The following is a 16299-nucleotide window of genomic DNA, read 5'->3' as shown; positions in this document are numbered from 1 at the left end:
GACTAGTCGCAAACGGGGGGCACCCCCGCCAGGGCCGCCTGCAGGGCCACGGGCCACGGCCGCAGCGGTGTCAGCCCGGCCGCCACCCAGGATGCCGGGGAAAGGACCGAATACGCAGGCCGGGGCGCCGGACGCGGAAACTGCGCACTGCTGCAGGGGCGGACCCGCGCCGGGTCTGCGCCCACTCCGGAGAAGACGGCCCTGGCCAGATCGAACCAGCTGGCCTGCCCCGAGTTGGTGGCGTGCAGCACGCCGCCGGGCGCATCCTCGCGCCCCGCCAGCTCGAGCAGTCCCGCCGCAAGGTCGCCGGCGTACGTCGGGGAACCGACCTGGTCGTCGACGACGTCGACGGTGTCCCGCTCGCGTTGGAGCCGCAACATCGTCGCCACGAAGTCCGACCCGGCACCGGCGTAGACCCAGGCGGTACGCACGACCACCGCACTCGGGAAGGCCTCGAAGACCGCGCGCTCCCCCGCGAGTTTGGTGCGCCCGTACGCGGTCCGCGGACCGGTCGGCGCGTCCGGCTCGTAGGGGACATCCGCGTCGCCGGCGAAGACGTAGTCGGTGGACACGTGGATCAGCCGCGCGCCGCGTCGTGCGCACGCCCGCGCCAGGTACCGGGCGCCGTCGACGTTGACCCGGTGCGCGGTCGCCTCGTCCGACTCGGCGGCGTCGACGGCGGTGTACGCGGCGCAATTGAGCACCACCGCACCGGGTTCGACGGCGTCCCCGACGGCCGCCGCGTCGGTGATGTCCAGCTCCGCCGAGGTGAGGCCGATCAGGTCGAACCCGGCCGCGCCGCCGCGGCCGAGCAGCTGGGTGCCGAGCTGTCCACCCGCTCCCGTCACAAGGATCTTCGTCACAGTCGCAAAGTCTGGCACGCCGGACCGGGGTCACTCGGATGCTGGGTGTTCGCCAGTAGCCTGGGACGTGGGTCGGACCAAAGCACATCGATGGAGGGGCAGGGTTTGCCGGACAAGAAAGTGCCGGACCGAACAGCATCGGGCAGGGGCAGGTCGCGCGGCACCGAGCCGCACGACGAAGGGCCCGTGCCGTCGTCAGGCCTTCGCCGGGCGACCGCCCGACCCTTCCAGCTCGCCGTTGCCGCGGTCTCGGTGTTGGTGCTGGTGGTCACCGGGTTCGCCTGGCGCAGCGTCGATTCCCTCGAGTCGAACCTCGCCACCACCCGACTCGGACTCGGCGGCGTCAAGGACGGCGCGGTCGACATCCTGATGGTGGGGACCGACAGCCGCACCGATGCGCACGGAAACCCGCTCTCGCGAGAGGAACTCGCCTCCCTGCACGCCGGCGACGCGGAGGCGGACAACACCGACACCATCGTGCTCGTGCGGATCCCGAGCAACGGTGACTCGGCCACCGCGATCTCCATCCCCCGCGACTCGTACGTCAAGGTTCCCGGGATCGGGATGTCGAAGATCAACGCCGCGTTCGGCTCCACCAAGGCGACCGAGAAGCAGCGACTGCTCGACGAGGGCACCGCGGAGGCCGACGCGGACAAGCAGGCTACCCAGGCCGGGCGTGAGGCGCTGGTCAAGTCGGTCGCGGACCTGACCGGTGTCACCGTCGACCACTACGCCGAGATCGGGCTGCTCGGCTTCGTGCTGCTCACCGACGCGGTCGGCGGCGTGGACGTGTGCCTGAACAACGCGGTGGACGAGCCGATGTCCGGCGCCCGGTTCCCCGCCGGGGAGCAGACCCTCACCGGGGGCAACGCCCTGTCGTTCGTCCGGCAGCGCCACGACCTCGAGCGCGGCGATCTCGACCGGATCGTGCGCCAGCAGGTGTTCATGGCGTCGTTGGTGCATCAGGTGCTCAGCGCGAAGACCCTCAGCAACCCCGGCAAGCTCAAGGAGCTCAGCGCCGCGGTGCAACGCTCGGTGGTCCTCGACGCGGACTGGGACATCATCGGATTCGCCCGACAGTTGCAGAATCTCGCGGGTGGTCAGGTGAAGTTCGAGACCATCCCGGTGGTCGACATCAACGCGATGACCGACTACGGCGAGTCCATCGTCCAGGTGGACCCGCCGACGGTCCGCAGGTACGTCGCGTCGCTGGCGGGCCAGGAGCCCGATTCCGGCCGGTCGACGCCGTCCGTCGACCCGTCGAGCGTGACCGTGGACGTGTCCAACGACAGCGGGATCGGGGGCCTGGCCGCCCGGGTGTCGGAGGCCCTGTCCGCGGAGGGCTACCGCCCGGGCACGGTCGGGAACAACACGGGCACCTCGGTGAGCAGCAGTCGTGTCCTCGTCGCCGACCCCGATTCGGCCGGTGCGAAGTCGGTGGCCGCGGCGCTCGGAGGCCTGCAGGTCGTCGAGGACAGTTCGCTGGCGTCCGGCGCGATCCGCGTGGTCATCGCGAACGACTACACCGGGCCCGGCTCCGCCTCGGCGTCGACGTCGTCCACTCCCGCCTCTATCGTTCGTTCCCAGGGCACGGGCACCACCGCGCCTGCCCCCAGCCCGAGGATCGACGCGGGCCGCAAGGGGCCCCAGTGCGTCAACTAGAACGGCGGATTCACGTGTCAGATCGCAGCGGCTCGACCGGCAACCTGACCGGTGACCTGCTCGACCCCGTCCTCGTGCGGGATCCCGCGGTCCCGCGCATCACCTACTACGACGACGCGACGGGCGCGCGCATCGAACTGTCCGCGGTGACGCTGGCGAACTGGGCGGCCAAGACGGCGAACCTGGTGCGTGACGAGTTCGGCCTCGTCCCCGGCGCCCGGGTGTCCGTGCTGCTGCCGGCGCACTGGCAGACGGCGGCGGTGCTGCTGGGTTGCTGGTGGGCTGGCCTCGAGGTCGTGCTCGCGGCGGCCCCGGACGCCGATCTCGCGTTGGTGACCGCGGACCGACTGGACGAGGTGGCCGACGCGGCCGAGGTGGCGGTGCTGTCGCTGGACGCGTTCGGCAGGCCCGCCGAGAACCTGCCGGTCGGGGTGACCGACTACGCCACGTCCGTGCGCGTGCACGGCGACCAGTTCCGGCCCGACCGGGCGAACGCGGACGCCGCCGCACTGGACGGCCGGTCCGTCGGGCAGGTCCTGCAGGAGGCCCTGGATTCCGCGGCCGCGCAGGGCTTCTCCGGAACGGACCGGGTGCTTTCGACCTCCCCCTGGTCCGACACGCGGGAACTGATCGACGGCCTGCTGGCGGTACTCGCGGCCGGAGCCTCGCTGGTCCAGGTCGACAATGCCGACGAGGCGCGGATCGAGCGACGAATCGAGAGTGAGAAGGTGACCGTGCGCCGGCCGTGACCGGTCAGCTCAGGCCGCCGCCACCGAGTCCGCCGAGCCCGCCGAGCAGGCCACCGCCGCCCTTCCCGGTTCCGCCGCCCTGGCCGTTCTGCATACCCGTCATCAGGTCCATGACCAGCTTGAGCAGGTCCTGGACGACGTCCATCGTGATCGAACCCATCTTCTTCAGCCCCTTCGCCTCAGCAAGCATCGTTCGAGTGCACGGTCCATTGAACGCCTCCGCCCGGCCGGGCGGGGCGGGTCGGGCAGACGCGGCACTCAGTGCCGTCGAACGTGCGGGCAGCGCACCGGCCACCGGATTTCTCGCACACTCCATCGCCGAGATGCCGGAAGCCGCCGAATCACCGAGAGAATGTGAGCCAGGTCCGGGCTATCCGCCGAGCAGGTCCTCTGGCTGCACCAGCCCCGTCTGATACGCGAACACCACCGCCTGCACGCGGTCGCGCGAACCCGTCTTCGAGAGCACCCGCCCCACATGGGTTTTCACGGTTGCCTCGGAGACGAAGAACTTCGTCGCGATCTCGGAGTTCGACAGTCCGTGCGCCATCGCCTCGAGCACCTCGACCTCCCTGGGCGTCATCTCCTCGGGCAGCTGTGGCCGAGCCACCGTGGCCGTTCCGGTGAGCATCGGTCCGACGTGCTGGAGCAGTCTGCGAGTGGAGCGGGCGGCGATCACCGCGTCACCCCGAAAAACGGTGCGCAGCGCACCGAGCAGTTCCTCCGGCAGCGCATCCTTGAGGAGGAACCCGCTGGCACCGGCGGAGATCGCGCCGACAACGTACTCGTCGTTGTCGAAAGTGGTCAGCACGACCACCTTCGGCGACGCCGCCAGCGCGGTCAACCGCCGCGTCGCCTCGATCCCGTCCAGGTTCGGCATCTGCACGTCCATCAGCACCACGTCCACCGGGACGCGCGCGAGCTCGCGCAGCGCCTGCTCGCCGTCGGACGCCTCGACCACGACGTTCATGTCGGGCTGGGAGTCGATCACCATCCGGAACCCCGCCCGCACCAGCTGTTGGTCGTCGACCAGCGCGACCCGGATCGGGTCCGCCCCTTCGGACATGGTCACACCTTTCTCGTGTAGGGCAATTCGGCCCGCACGCGGTAGCCTCCGCCGACCAGGGGCCCCGCCTCGAAGCCGCCGCCGTGCAGTTCGGCGCGTTCGCGCATCCCGATGACTCCCTGACCGCCGGCGCTCGGGGCCACCAGGGCCCCCGACGCACCCCGGCCGTCGTCGACGACGGTGAGCACCAGGCGCCCCTCGGTCCACTGCTGGGTGACCACCACGTGTGCGGCCGGCCCGGCATGCTTGAGCACATTGGTCAGGGATTCCTGCACGATCCGATAGGCCGTCAGCCCCGCACCGGTCGAGAGCTCACCGGGTTCGCCCTCGACGCGCAGATCCACCTCCAGGCCGCCGTCCCGCAGATCGACGAGGAGTGCATCGATATCGGAAACCTTTGGGGTCGAACGTGTTTCACGTGGTTGATCCTCACGCAACACGGACAGCAGCGCGCGCATGTCGGTCAGCGCCTGCCGCCCCGTCTCCGAGATCGTCTCCAGTGCCGCGATCGCGGCATCGGGGTCGGCCTTGGCGCTGTACCGCCCGCCGTCCGCCTGCGCGATCACCACGGTCAGCGAGTGCGCGACGATGTCGTGCATCTCCCGGGCGATCCGGGTGCGCTCGTTGATGGCGGCGATCTCCGCCTCCTGCGCGCGTTCGAGTTCGAGCAGCCGCGTCCGTTCGGTGAGACCCGCGAGTTCCTGGTTGCGTACCCGGCGCAGGTCGCCGAAGGCCCACACCGCGACCAAGAACACGATGAGGAAGGCCGTCAGGAAGACCTTGCCCTGCCACGTCGTGTACTCACCGCCGAAGTACCTCATCCCGGCGCCGACCGCGCCGAGCACGGCGAGGACCAGCCCCCAACTGCTGGCCCAGCGCGGGCCGTAGGCGGCCAGGGCGTACACCGCGATCGGCACCGCGATCACCGAGGGCAGCATGGTGTGCGGAACGACGACCAGGTGCAGCACCGAGAAGCCCGCCACGGTGAGCCCTGCGGCCGCGACCCGGGTGCGGCGCCAGGCGAGTGGCACGGTCATGCCGAGCGAGACGACCAGCGCGCTCCAGCCCTCACCCGAGACGAGCGTGAGCAGGCCACACATCAGCGTGAGCACGGCAGCGACGGTGCGGTCGATTCCGACGACGTGCGCGGCGCTCCAGCGGTACCAGCGCTCGCTCAGCGGGAATCGGGGCATGGATCCAGCGTAGACACCGGAGGCCGGTGAGCGAGCTCACCGGCCTCCGGATCGAACATCGTCGTCAGCTCACTTGAGCAGCGCGCGGGACATCACGACCCGCTGAATCTGGTTGGTGCCCTCGTAGATCTGGGTGATCTTGGCGTCGCGCATCATCCGCTCGACGGGGAAGTCGGTGGTGTAGCCGGCGCCACCGAACAGCTGCACCGCATCCGTGGTGACCTCCATCGCGACGTCGGAGGCGAAGCACTTGGCTGCCGAGGAGATGAAGCCGAGGTTCTTCTCGCCGCGCTCGGCACGGGCGGCGGAGGTGTAGACCATCAGGCGGGCCGCCTCAACCTTCATCGCCATGTCGGCGAGCATGAACTGCACGCCCTGGAACGTGGAGATCGACTTGCCGAACTGCTTGCGGTCCTTGGTGTATGCGATGGCCGCGTCGAGTGCACCCTGCGCGAGACCGACGGCCTGCGCGCCGATGGTCGGGCGGGTGTGGTCGAGGGTCTCGAGCGCGGTCTTGAACCCGGTACCGGGCTCGCCGATGATCCGGTCGCCGGGGATGCGGCAGTTCTCGAAGTACAGCTCCGCGGTGGGCGAGCCCTTGATCCCGAGCTTGTGCTCCAGCGGCCCGACGACGAATCCCTCGTCGTCCTTGTGGACCATGAACGCGGAGATGCCGTTGGCGCCCTTCTCCGCGTCGGTCACGGCCATGACGGTGTACCAGGAGGACTTGCCACCGTTGGTGATCCAGCACTTGGAGCCGTTGAGGACCCAGTCGTCACCCTCGGCCTTGGCGCGGGTGCGCATGCCTGCCGCGTCGGATCCGGCCTCACGCTCGGAGAGTGCGTAGGACGCCATCTCACCGTTGACGAGGTCCGGCAGGACCTTCGCCTTGAGCTCCTCGGAGCCGTTGAGGATCAGGCCCATGGTGCCGAGCTTGTTGACGGCGGGGATCAGCGAGGACGAACCGCAGACGCGGGCGACCTCCTCGATCACGATGCACGTGGCGACCGAGTCGGCGCCCTGACCGTCGTATGCCTCGGGGACGTGAATCGCATTGAAGCCCGACGCATTGAGCGCGGTCAGCGCCTCCTCGGGGAACCGGGCGTTACCGTCGACGTCCTTGGCGTAGGGCGCGATCTCCTTCTCGGAGAGTGCGCGGATCGCCGAGCGCAGCTCGTCGTGCTCGTCGGCGAGCTTGAACAGGTCGAAGTCCGGGTTTCCAGCCATCAAGAGCTCCTCGGGAGGCAGTGGTGGGGCGGCACTCAGTGCCAGTCTTTCCCGAACTATACCCGAAACACCCAGCAAGGCCGCCACGCCTCATGCCAAACATCGGCACTGAGTGCCACCTCGGCTAGTGGTCGCCGTTCAGCCGGCGTTCGATGAGCTCGGCCACCCGATGCGGCGCGGTACCGCGGGCGAAGACCGCCACCACGACGTCGTCCTCCGTGCGGGGACGCGCAGGGGCGTTGTCGCGGAAGGAGGCCCGGACCTCCGCGAGCACCTCACGCAGATCCTGCGAGGTCGGTGCCGACTCGTCGCGGACCATCCGACGCAACACGTAGTTGTGGGTGGCGGTCACCAGGGCCGCGAACTGGACGAGGGCGAGATCGGGCGTCTCCGGCATCCGTCCGCGCAGGTACTCGACGAACAGGCGCTCGTAGCGGAAGACGGTGACGATCTCACGGTCCCGCAGCGCGGGTACCCCGTGCACCACCGCGTATCGACGGCGGGCGACGTCACGCCAGTGCGAGAAGCGCTCGAACACGAGCATGGCGGCGTCGCACACCGCGTCCCAGGGATCGTCGTGGTCGGCGGCGAGGAATTCGGAGGCCTGCGCCAGCAGGATCTCGTGATCGGCGAAGACCACGTCCTCCTTGGACCGGAACTGCCGGAAGAAGGTGCGCCGCGAGATGCCGGCGGCCTCGGCGATCTCGTCGACGCTGGTTGCCTCGTACCCCTTCTCGGAGAACAGGCGAAGCGCCTCCGACACCACCCGGAGCCGGAAGCGATCTGAATCATCGGGCATGCGCACAGCGTAGGCCGAGCCGTGAGTCCTTCCGGTCCACATGGGCACCGGAAGGACTCACGGGCGGCGCAGCCGCCGCCTACGGCGCGACCGAACTCCAGTCGGCGAAGCCGGTCGGATCGTGCCGGCCCAGGCTGCCGTGCTCGAACATGCCCGCACCGGGGATGCCGTTGCAGGTGGCGCTGGCCGGGTACTCACACACCCCGAACGGGGTCCGGCCCACGATCGCCGGGTCGGTGAGGTCGTAGACGTCGCGCGCGCTCCAGTTCCGGCCCTTCCACTGGCCGTGCGACCATTCCGGGTCGCCGCCGTAGCCGGCGCCCACGTGCAGCGCGATCCCGTCCCGCGGGGTGACCTCGACGGTGACCGGGCTGCCGTCGGCCGCCGTCATGTGCAACGTCGCCGCGAACGGCCGCCGGGTGCCCGAGTGGTACTTGATGTCGAGCCGCGGCCAGCCGAGCTGCTCGACGCGGCCGTCGTCCCAGACCCGGGTCGCGTCGTTGAGGGTGCGGAACCCGTCCGGGCTCTCCTGCACGATGACGATGATCGAGAAGCCCTCGAAGCGCAGCGGCACGTACATCCACCAGAAGCCCTCCGAGGGCTGGTCGACGAGTCGGCCGGCGGGGTCGGCGTCACCGACCGGGCGGATGCCCCAGGAACGGTCGCGGGAGCCCATCCACCGGTCGGGGGTGACCGCGATGTCCTCGCCGTCGACCGAGATCACACCGGTCCAGGCGCCGGTCTGGGCGAAGCGGCTGGTGTCGAGCTGCGGCCGGAGGCTGGTCATGAGCAGGTGCGGCTGCTCCTGGACCGCGGGGCAGGTGCCCTCCCAGGTCAGATCGAAGCCGAGCCCGCCGTCGTCGTCGCCCTCGCACACCACACGCAGCTTCTGCAGCGGCTCGATCACCTCGATCCGGTAGCCGCCGACCGCGAGGTCCATCGACCGGTGCTCGAGGGCGTCGGAGAACTTGACCGCCCACTGCCGCTCACCCTTGCGGATCGTGGCGAACGCGTCGGTCACGCCGAGATTCGGGTACACCCCGAACCCGGTCACCAGGAACAGCTCGCCCCCGGTGTCGATCGCGTTGAAGTAGGACCGGTCGTAGAAGTTCTTGTCACTGGAGGCGACCCGCGCCATCGACAGCGGCGTCTGGTGGATCGGGTATTCGTCAAGCGGAGCCGGCATGAGGACACTCCCACGGAATTCGATACGGCATCAAACGTAATAGGACACCGTCATTCAACCCCGGAAACTCCCCTGCGGTCAGCCGTTTGACCGAAACCCGCCCTCAGCCGAGCAGCTTCGACCGCAGCGCCGCGTCCTTCTCCAGCACCATCGACTCGAGCCCCGCCTGGAATCGCTCCATCGCCGCACGCAGCGCCGGGTCGGCGGCACCGAGGATCCGCGCCGCGAGCAGGCCCGCGTTGCGCGCCCCGCCGATCGACACCGTGGCCACCGGCACGCCCGCGGGCATCTGCACGATCGAGAGCAGCGAGTCCATCCCGTCGAGGTACTTGAGCGGGACCGGAACGCCGATCACCGGCAGCGCGGTCGCCGACGCGACCATGCCGGGCAGGTGCGCGGCGCCGCCGGCACCCGCGATGATCACCTTCAGCCCGCGACCGGCCGCCTCGCGGGCGTAGTCGAGCATCCGCTGCGGGGTGCGGTGCGCGGACACCACGCCGACCTCGAACCGGATCCCGAACTCGGCCAGCGCCTCGGCCGCAGCCTCCATCGTCGGCCAGTCCGAGTCGCTGCCCATGATCAGGCCGACAAGCGGCCCGTTCGAATCTTCACTCACCGTGGTTGTCCCATCCGTCGGTCCATTCTCCGTGCGAGAGCCAGTGCGCGGCCCGCTCGGCGCGCTCGCGCACCGCAGCCACGTAGGCGGGGTCGTCCGGCGACCCGTCGAATCCGCCGACCACGTTGACGTGGCCGATCTTGCGGTCCTTGCGCTCGCCCTTCCCGTACATGTGCACCTTCACGTCGGGCATCCGCGCGAACAGGTGGTGCAGCCGCTCGTCCATGCTCATCGCCGGCGCCGTCGGTGCGCCGAGCACGTTCGCCATCACCGTCACCGGCGCGATCGGCGCCGGGTCGCCGAGCGGGTAGTCGAGCACGGCGCGCAGGTGCTGCTCGAACTGCGAGGTGCGCGCGCCGTCCTGGGTCCAGTGCCCGGAGTTGTGCGGGCGCATCGCCAGTTCGTTGACGACGAGGGCGCCGTCGGTGGTCTCGAACAGCTCGACCGCCATCGCGCCGACGGCACCGAGTTCGGCGGAGATCCGCAGCGCGAGCTGCTCGGCCTGCGCGGCGAGCTCGTCCGGCAACTCCGGGGCAGGCGCGATCACCACGGCACACTGTCCCTCGCGCTGAACGGTCTCGACCACCGGCCAGGTGGCCCCCTGCCCGAACGGCGAGCGCGCCACCATCGCGGACAGCTCGCGGCGCATCGGGACCTTCTGCTCGACCATCAGCCGCACGCCCATGTCGAGCTGCTCGGTGACGATCTCCTCCGCCTCCTCGGCGTCGGACGGCATCCACACCCCGCGGCCGTCGTACCCGCCGCGGACGGCCTTGAGCACGATCTGCCAGTCGTGCTCGTTGCCGAACCGCTCCACGTCGCCGACCCAGGTGACCTCGGCGAACGCCGGCACCGGGACGCCGAGCACGGACAGTCGGCGACGCATCGCGAGCTTGTCCTGCGCGAAGATCAGCGCCTGCGGTGGCGGCTGCACGTTCACGCCCTCGGCAACGAGCACCTCGAGGTGCTCGGTCGGGACGTGCTCGTGGTCGAAGGTCAGCGCGTCGGAACCGACCGCGACCGCGCGCAGCGCCGCGAGATCGGTGTGGCTGCCGAGGACGACGTTCGCACTGACCTGCGCCGCGGGCTCGTCGGCGCCACCGGAGAGCACCCGCAGGCACTGGCCGAGTTCGATGGCGGCCTGGTGCGTCATCCGCGCCAACTGCCCGCCGCCGATCATGGCGACGACCGGCAGGCCGGCATTCGGGTCGCGCGGACTGCTGGGGCGGTGCTGGGATCCGGGATCGACGCTCACGGCTCACCATGGTGTCACGTCGGCATCTGCGCGAGTGCGCCGAGTCCTGCACCTGAGAGCAACCTGTGATCCGGGGTGTCAGTTAACAGACTCGGGCGAGTATTTCGTAGAGTCAACCGTTGTGTCTTTTGTCGATCAGGCGCTGAGCCGCGTCCCCAAGCCGTTGCGGGACGTCGTGCTGCGTCACCACGAACTGGTCAAGTTCGCGATTGTCGGCGGCACGACGATGGTGTTCGACCTCGCCGTCTTCTACTCGCTGATCTTCACGGTGCTGGAGGAGAAGCCCACCGTCGCCAAGATCATCTCCGGTGTGCTGGCGACCATCCTCAGTTACATCCTCAACCGCGAATGGGCGTTCAAGAACCGCGGCGGCCGCGAACGGCACCACGAGGCCCTGCTGTTCTTCACCATCAGCGCCGTCGGAGTGGTGCTCGCCGCCGCGCCGATGTTCATCGCGAACAACATGTTCGAGATCCGGTCCGACCAGGGCAACGTGTCCAAGGTCGTGATCATCGACTTCGTGCTGAACTACGTCATCGGCAACCTGCTGCAGATGGTGTTCCGTTTCTGGGCGCTGCGCCGGTTCGCGTTCCCCGAGGAGAACGCGCGAGCGTCGAGCGACTTCGACCCGACCCCCGAGGAACTGGCCCAGGAAGAGCTCGGGCACAGCTAGCGCGGCTCGACTGTCGGCGTCGGATCGCCGTCCGGTTCGGTCGGCAGGAACACCGCGAACAGCGCCGGCCGACGACGCTGCAGGTCGAGCCTGCCGCCGTCGGCCTCCACCAGCGCCCGCGCCAGCGCCAGCCCGACGCCGGTCGACCCGGCCCCCGAGAACCCGCGGTCGAAGATGTGCGGCGCCAGCTTGTCGCTGACACCTTCGCCCTCGTCGGCGACCTCGACGCGCACCATCGCCTCGTGCCGTGGCGACGCGCCCGGCACCATCCGGACCGACACGGTGCAGGTTCCGCCGCCGTGCATGAGCGCGTTGTCCACCAGCACGGCCACTGCCTCGCGGAGCCGGGACGGGGTGGCCGAGGAGCGCACCGCCCCCTCGCCGCGCAACACCAGGGCGCGTCCGGCCTGCTGGTACTGGCGCTGCCACTCCGAGACCACGGTGGCCAACTCACCGACCACCGACACCGACTCCTGGGCACGTCCGGCGTTGCGGGACGCGCGCACCAGTTCGTCGATCGCCCGGGTGAGCCGGTCGACCTGCGCCATCGCCTCGTTCGCCTCGTCGACGACCGCCGGGTCCGAGTGCACGGACAGTTCGTCCAGTCTGAGCCGGACCGCGGTCAACCGGCTGCGCAGCTGATGCGAGACGTCACCGACGAGTGCGCGTTCGCGTTGCAGCCTGCCGGCGATCTCGACGGTGACGGCGTCGAGCACGTCGGAGACTCGGTCCAGCTCGGCGATGCCGTACCGGCGCGAGTCCTTCCGGAAGTCGCCCATGGCCAGGCGCGCGGCCCGGTCCGCGACGTCCTGCAGCGGATCGGCGAGTCGCCGTGCGGTCACGCTCGCGACCCCGGCACCCGCGGCGAGAGAGGCGAGCACCACCAGTGCGACCGCCCCCACCGCCTGGCGCTGCAGGGTGCGCATCGAATCCGACGGGGCTTCGAGCCGCAGCGCACCCGACCGACCCATCGAGATCGACTCGATCAGCGGGGACTCGACCGTCGCCGCACCGATGTCGACCCGGGCATCGGGATCGGACGGGGTCGGGTAGGTCACGGACAGCTTGCCGCCCTCGGGCACGGCCAGCCGCAACGAACCGAGATCGAGCGAACCGACGACCAACCCCGTCTGTCCCTCCTGCGAGATGATCTCGGCGGAGAGCCGGTTCAGCCGGGCCTGCAGATCGCTGCGGGTGAAGTCCTCGACCCAGAGCCAGGCCGTGTACATCAGCGGCAGGCCGAGTAGCAGTCCGGTGACCAGGACGACGGCGAGGATGGACTGCAGGATCCGGCTGCGCATGTCGGTCCGCGGCGGCTAGTCGTTGTTGAGGCGGAACCCGACACCGCGCACGGTGGCGATGCGTCGCTCTGCGACCGGTCCCTCGTCGCCGATCTTCCGCCGCAGCCACGACATGTGCATGTCCAGGGTCTTGGATCCGCGCAGGTCCGCGTCGCCCCAGACCTCCTGCAGGATGGTGTCGCGGGAGACCACCTCGCCCGCCCGGTCGAGCAGCACCTTGAGCAGCTCGTACTCCTTGTTGGCCAGCGCGACCTCGGTGCCGCCGACCATGACGCGACGGGCCGCGGGCTCGAGCCGGATGTCGCCCACCTCGAGCACCGCGTCGTCGCCTCCGCCACGGCGGCGCATCAGGGCCCGCACCCGGGCCATCAGCTCCGCGAGGCGGAACGGCTTGCCCACGTAGTCGTCCGCGCCCGCGTCGAGGCCGACCACGAAGTCGACCTCGTCGGTGCGGGCGGTGAGCATCAGCACGGACAGGTCCGATCCGGCGCCCCGCAGCTGCCTGCACACCTCGAGTCCGTCCATCCCGGGCAGCCCGAGATCGAGGATCAGCAGATCGAACGACCCCTTCAGGGCCAGTTCGAGGGTCGCGGGACCGGACTGTTCGACGGTCACGTCGTAGCCCTCGCGGCCGAGCGCGCGCGAGAGCGGCGCGGCGATCGCCTCATCGTCTTCGGCAAGAAGTACAGCAGTCACGACACCACAGTACGGAGCGTGACGCGGATTTCGCCCCATTGCCGCGCTTCAGCGACGCCAGCCGCGCCGCGCCCGCCGATTCCCCGTGTCGTGGTTATCCGGAAGGTCCGGATCCGCTCCCCCGAAATCGACCGCGCCGTGCTCGTCGCGCTGCAGATTCATCGCATCGAACACCTGGTGGTAGAGCAGCGAGTGGACCCGCTGGACGTCCGGGACGTCGTCGAACTCGAGCGGATCGTCGGCCGCGGAGCCGATCACCAGGGTGCCCGTGCGCAGCATCCGGTCGACCAGGCCGTGCCGGAACTGCACGTTGCTGATGCGGCCCATCGGAATGTCGATACCGGTGTGCGCGAAGACCCCGTGCCGGATCAGCACCCGACGGTCGGTGACGATGAAGTGGGTGGACTTCCAGGTGATCAGGGGGCCCAGGCAGCGCCACCCGACGATCGCCAGCCAGGCCACCAGAACCACGAGCAGTGCCACGGTGCGTGCGGTGCCGTCCAGCCGGGCCTGCGCGAGCCCGCCGACGAAACCGGCGACGGCAGTCGCCGCGATGAAGGTGACGGCGGGCAGCAGCAGCATCTTCCAGTGCGGATGCCGATGCAGCAGCAATTCCTCGTCCGCGGCCAGCGCGTCGTCCGGGTAACCCATTCGGGAAAGTCTGCCACCTACTGGGGGTCCGACAGTATCTCCTCCGCAGCGTCCTCGACCGCCGCCTCCGCCTCCTCGTGCAGCGCTGCGGCCCGAGCGGCGGCATCCTGCTCGGCGGTGGCGAGGTCCTCGGCGGTGGGCGGAGACTCCGCGATCAGGGCGTTCGCCCACCTGGTGGTCGGATCGATGTCGAGCAGCAGCGCCTTGACCAGCAACGTCATCGGGATGGCGAGGAGTGCCCCGAGCGGGCCGAGCACCCAGCCCCAGAACACCAGGGCGAGGAAGGTCAGCGTCACCGACAGCCCGACCGCGTCACCGACGAACTTGGGCTGGATCACCGACTGGATGATCACGTTGATCACGCTGTAGACCACGATCACCCAGATCATCAGCCCGGGCCCGCCCTGCAGCAGCGCGATCAGCGCCGGCGGGATCAACCCGATGACGAAGCCGATGTTCGGGATGTAGTTCGTGATGAACGAGAGCAGCCCCCACAAGATCGGCAGCGGAATCCCCATGGCCCACAACGCACCCGCGTCGATGACGGCGACGATCAGTCCGAACACTGTCGACACGATCAGGTAGCTGCGGGTGCCGCCGGCGAACGACGAGAAGGCATAGGCGATGTCGGGACGCGCATAGGCCACCGCGCGCATCCGCTCACCGAACGTGCTCGCGTCGAAGGCCATGAAGATCAGCAGCGCGAGGATGAAGAAGAGGTTCGAGAACACCGACAACAGTCCGCGCAGGATGTCGTCGAGTAGGCCGATCAGTTTCCCGAAGTCGATGTTGGACAACGCCTTGTCCACCTGGTCGGACCCGATGTTCAGCTGCGCGAGCCAGGTCTGCGTGTCGGCGATCAACTGGTTGGCCTTGTCCGCGTACTCCGGCAGCAGGGTGGCCAGCTGCGCGACGGACAACGCCAGCGCGCCGACGAGCCCGAGCAGGATCGCGTACACAGTGAGCAGTGTCGCGACAACCGCGACCCACCGCGGTGCACCTTTGCGCTGCAACCAGTTCCCCAGTGGCTGCACGCCGACGACGAGCATCAGCGCAAGGAACACGGGGCCGACCACGCCAGAGAACGACTTGACCCCGGCCACCGCGACGACCGCGCCCGCCATGCCGAGCAGCACGACCAGCCCGCGCGGTAGCCCAGTGGACGCCGCGGGCGGGGGCGGGGCCGCAGCGCGGGGCCTCACTTCCACACCGCGGCTCGGTCGCCCACGCCGGGCAACAGTCCGAGGATCGGCAGCCCGATCGCCAGATGCACCAGGCTGGTGGCGATCCGGTCGCCGGTGGTCGCGTCGTAGACGAACGGCAACACCACCGCGGCGAGGGTCAGCAGGCCGACGATCCAGCCGAAGAACGAGTCCCCGCCCGGGGTGGTCACGAGCAGCAGGTAGAGCAGCGCGGCGGCGACGAGCGCGGCGACGAACCCGAGAATCGCGAATCGGACCGGCATGGTGGTCTCGACCAGCCACGGCGGCGCCAGCGGCGCGAGGTCGACGGCTCGGACGATCAGCGTGACGACCAGCGCGGACAGCGCCGTGACCAGTGCTGCCGCGGACGCACCCGCCCAGAACTTCACGGCCGCAATCCCTTTCACCCGCTGGTCCGGCACGCCCGGACCGACGGTGCCGCCCGGATAGCTCGTCATCGAGTTGCCCCTTTCGTGCCTGCCGTCAGGCTCCGTACCGAGACTCGCACCGGGACAGTCGTGTCGACATCACCCGCGGCGGATGACTCACTTCCGCTGTCTCATCCGCACCGAAAGTCACCCACAACGGATGAGGTGCAGGGACCTCACAGACCGGACACTGCTCAGGCAGGCTCGGCACACTCAACAGGAGAGGGATCTGCCATGACGGATCATTCGGCCGCGAACCGCACGGACAGCGGCGTCAAGCAGGGCTTTGCGGCGGGCGCCTCGATCGCCGCAGCAATACTGCTGCTGACAGTCGGCATCCTCCAGATCTTCCAGGGCATCTCCGCGGTCGCCAAGGACAACGTCCTCGTCGTCGGGCCCCAGTACACCTACCAGTTCAACATCACCACCTGGGGCTGGATCCACATCGTCGTCGGCATCCTGATCGCCCTCACCGGCTTCGCACTGCTCAGCGGCGCCACCTGGGCGCGGATCGCCGCGATCTTCCTCGCGGCGCTCTCGATCATCGCCAACTTCCTGTGGCTGCCGTACTACCCGCTGTGGTCGATCCTGATCATCGCGCTCGACGTCGTCGTCATCTGGGCCGTCACGACCTGGGACACCGATCGCGTCTGACCGCTCCGGACAAACGAACGCCGGGCGTGGAGCCCCGTGTGCAACCCCCGCCTGGGGCGGTTGTGACCCCCGACGCCCCAG

At 69.5% G+C, this 16299-nt stretch carries 18 protein-coding genes; 4 read left to right on the top strand and 14 right to left on the bottom strand.

Annotated features, from left to right (window positions below):
* Positions 1-2: 2 nt before the first annotated feature.
* The gene (rfbD, locus tag ACFVH2_RS03960; RefSeq protein WP_378422468.1) at positions 3-863 is read right to left on the bottom strand and encodes a dTDP-4-dehydrorhamnose reductase; all 861 of its coding nucleotides are present in this window, start codon (positions 861-863) and stop codon (positions 3-5) included.
* 186 nt (positions 864-1049) lie between these two features.
* On the opposite strand from rfbD, the gene ACFVH2_RS03955 reads away from it, so the two are divergent.
* A complete protein-coding gene (locus ACFVH2_RS03955) occupies positions 1050-2525 on the top strand; it encodes an LCP family protein (RefSeq protein ID WP_378422467.1) in 1476 nt (491 codons plus the stop codon).
* A gap of 14 nt (positions 2526-2539) precedes the next feature.
* Positions 2540-3274 (top strand): TIGR03089 family protein, encoded by a 735-nt coding sequence (locus ACFVH2_RS03950; protein WP_378422465.1) that lies wholly within the window; start codon positions 2540-2542, stop codon positions 3272-3274.
* A gap of 4 nt (positions 3275-3278) precedes the next feature.
* On the opposite strand, the gene ACFVH2_RS03945 is transcribed toward ACFVH2_RS03950, so the two are convergent.
* The 8 genes from ACFVH2_RS03945 to ACFVH2_RS03910 form a co-directional block, all read right to left on the bottom strand.
* Entirely contained in the window at positions 3279-3464 is a 186-nt protein-coding gene (locus ACFVH2_RS03945; RefSeq protein WP_378422463.1) for a hypothetical protein, read from the bottom strand.
* A gap of 180 nt (positions 3465-3644) precedes the next feature.
* Positions 3645-4337 carry a response regulator gene (locus ACFVH2_RS03940; RefSeq protein ID WP_378422461.1) on the bottom strand — a complete coding sequence of 231 codons (693 nt, stop codon included), beginning with the start codon at positions 4335-4337 and terminating at the stop codon, positions 3645-3647.
* 2 nt (positions 4338-4339) lie between these two features.
* On the bottom strand, positions 4340-5530 hold the full coding sequence (locus ACFVH2_RS03935; protein ID WP_378422459.1) for a sensor histidine kinase: 1191 nt from the start codon (positions 5528-5530) through the stop codon (positions 4340-4342).
* 69 nt (positions 5531-5599) lie between these two features.
* Positions 5600-6757, bottom strand: coding sequence for an acyl-CoA dehydrogenase (locus ACFVH2_RS03930; protein ID WP_378422457.1), 1158 nt, complete (start codon positions 6755-6757; stop codon positions 5600-5602).
* Positions 6758-6881: 124 nt separating this feature from the next.
* Positions 6882-7556 (bottom strand): TetR family transcriptional regulator, encoded by a 675-nt coding sequence (locus ACFVH2_RS03925; protein WP_378422456.1) that lies wholly within the window; start codon positions 7554-7556, stop codon positions 6882-6884.
* Between the two features lie 79 nt (positions 7557-7635).
* Complete coding sequence (locus ACFVH2_RS03920) at positions 7636-8742, bottom strand: hypothetical protein (protein WP_378422454.1); 1107 nt, start codon at positions 8740-8742, stop codon at positions 7636-7638.
* A gap of 103 nt (positions 8743-8845) precedes the next feature.
* Entirely contained in the window at positions 8846-9319 is a 474-nt protein-coding gene (gene purE, locus ACFVH2_RS03915; RefSeq protein ID WP_378422657.1) for a 5-(carboxyamino)imidazole ribonucleotide mutase, read from the bottom strand.
* Positions 9320-9350: 31 nt separating this feature from the next.
* Positions 9351-10613 (bottom strand): 5-(carboxyamino)imidazole ribonucleotide synthase, encoded by a 1263-nt coding sequence (locus tag ACFVH2_RS03910; RefSeq protein ID WP_378422452.1) that lies wholly within the window; start codon positions 10611-10613, stop codon positions 9351-9353.
* A 121-nt stretch (positions 10614-10734) separates the two neighbouring features.
* On the opposite strand from ACFVH2_RS03910, the gene ACFVH2_RS03905 reads away from it, so the two are divergent.
* Complete coding sequence (locus tag ACFVH2_RS03905) at positions 10735-11286, top strand: GtrA family protein (RefSeq protein ID WP_378422450.1); 552 nt, start codon at positions 10735-10737, stop codon at positions 11284-11286.
* Here the strand turns inward: ACFVH2_RS03905 and ACFVH2_RS03900 are convergent.
* From ACFVH2_RS03900 to ACFVH2_RS03880, 5 genes are read right to left on the bottom strand one after another with little or no spacing between them, the layout of a single operon-like run.
* The gene (locus tag ACFVH2_RS03900; protein ID WP_378422448.1) at positions 11283-12587 is read right to left on the bottom strand and encodes a sensor histidine kinase; all 1305 of its coding nucleotides are present in this window, start codon (positions 12585-12587) and stop codon (positions 11283-11285) included. The genes ACFVH2_RS03905 and ACFVH2_RS03900 overlap by 4 nt on opposite strands.
* Positions 12588-12602: 15 nt before the next feature.
* Positions 12603-13283: a response regulator transcription factor gene (locus tag ACFVH2_RS03895; protein WP_378422445.1), complete on the bottom strand. Its 681-nt coding sequence runs from the start codon at positions 13281-13283 to the stop codon at positions 12603-12605.
* A 48-nt stretch (positions 13284-13331) separates the two neighbouring features.
* Positions 13332-13934 carry a PH domain-containing protein gene (locus tag ACFVH2_RS03890; protein WP_378422444.1) on the bottom strand — a complete coding sequence of 201 codons (603 nt, stop codon included), beginning with the start codon at positions 13932-13934 and terminating at the stop codon, positions 13332-13334.
* A gap of 17 nt (positions 13935-13951) precedes the next feature.
* Positions 13952-15136: an AI-2E family transporter gene (locus ACFVH2_RS03885; protein WP_378422442.1), complete on the bottom strand. Its 1185-nt coding sequence runs from the start codon at positions 15134-15136 to the stop codon at positions 13952-13954.
* Positions 15133-15594: a DUF6069 family protein gene (locus ACFVH2_RS03880; protein WP_378422440.1), complete on the bottom strand. Its 462-nt coding sequence runs from the start codon at positions 15592-15594 to the stop codon at positions 15133-15135. Before ACFVH2_RS03880 ends, ACFVH2_RS03885 begins: the two co-directional genes overlap by 4 nt.
* Positions 15595-15798: 204 nt before the next feature.
* On the opposite strand from ACFVH2_RS03880, the gene ACFVH2_RS03875 reads away from it, so the two are divergent.
* Positions 15799-16218 carry a hypothetical protein gene (locus ACFVH2_RS03875; RefSeq protein WP_378422438.1) on the top strand — a complete coding sequence of 140 codons (420 nt, stop codon included), beginning with the start codon at positions 15799-15801 and terminating at the stop codon, positions 16216-16218.
* The last annotated feature ends 81 nt before the right edge of the window (positions 16219-16299 follow it).

The organism is Rhodococcus sp. NPDC127527 (assembly GCF_042672245.1).
Classification (GTDB): domain Bacteria; phylum Actinomycetota; class Actinomycetes; order Mycobacteriales; family Mycobacteriaceae; genus Rhodococcus_G.
The sequence above is the reverse complement of the archived record's forward strand: the minus strand, read 5'-3'. Positions and strand labels throughout refer to the sequence as shown.

Excerpts from the sequence above, each read along its gene's own strand:
- ACFVH2_RS03880 (WP_378422440.1), bottom strand. The coding sequence starts at position 15,594 with ATGACGAGCTATCCGGGCGGCACCGTCGGTCCGGGCGTGCCGGACCAG.
- ACFVH2_RS03920 (WP_378422454.1), bottom strand. The coding sequence starts at position 8,742 with ATGCCGGCTCCGCTTGACGAATACCCGATCCACCAGACGCCGCTGTCG.
- purE (WP_378422657.1), bottom strand. The coding sequence starts at position 9,319 with ATGGGCAGCGACTCGGACTGGCCGACGATGGAGGCTGCGGCCGAGGCG.
- ACFVH2_RS03900 (WP_378422448.1), bottom strand. The coding sequence starts at position 12,587 with ATGCGCAGCCGGATCCTGCAGTCCATCCTCGCCGTCGTCCTGGTCACC.
- ACFVH2_RS03945 (WP_378422463.1), bottom strand. The coding sequence starts at position 3,464 with ATGCTTGCTGAGGCGAAGGGGCTGAAGAAGATGGGTTCGATCACGATG.
- ACFVH2_RS03935 (WP_378422459.1), bottom strand. The coding sequence starts at position 5,530 with ATGCCCCGATTCCCGCTGAGCGAGCGCTGGTACCGCTGGAGCGCCGCG.
- ACFVH2_RS03925 (WP_378422456.1), bottom strand. The coding sequence starts at position 7,556 with ATGCCCGATGATTCAGATCGCTTCCGGCTCCGGGTGGTGTCGGAGGCG.
- ACFVH2_RS03940 (WP_378422461.1), bottom strand. The coding sequence starts at position 4,337 with ATGTCCGAAGGGGCGGACCCGATCCGGGTCGCGCTGGTCGACGACCAA.
- ACFVH2_RS03890 (WP_378422444.1), bottom strand. The coding sequence starts at position 13,934 with ATGGGTTACCCGGACGACGCGCTGGCCGCGGACGAGGAATTGCTGCTG.
- ACFVH2_RS03875 (WP_378422438.1), top strand. The coding sequence starts at position 15,799 with ATGACGGATCATTCGGCCGCGAACCGCACGGACAGCGGCGTCAAGCAG.
- ACFVH2_RS03930 (WP_378422457.1), bottom strand. The coding sequence starts at position 6,757 with ATGGCTGGAAACCCGGACTTCGACCTGTTCAAGCTCGCCGACGAGCAC.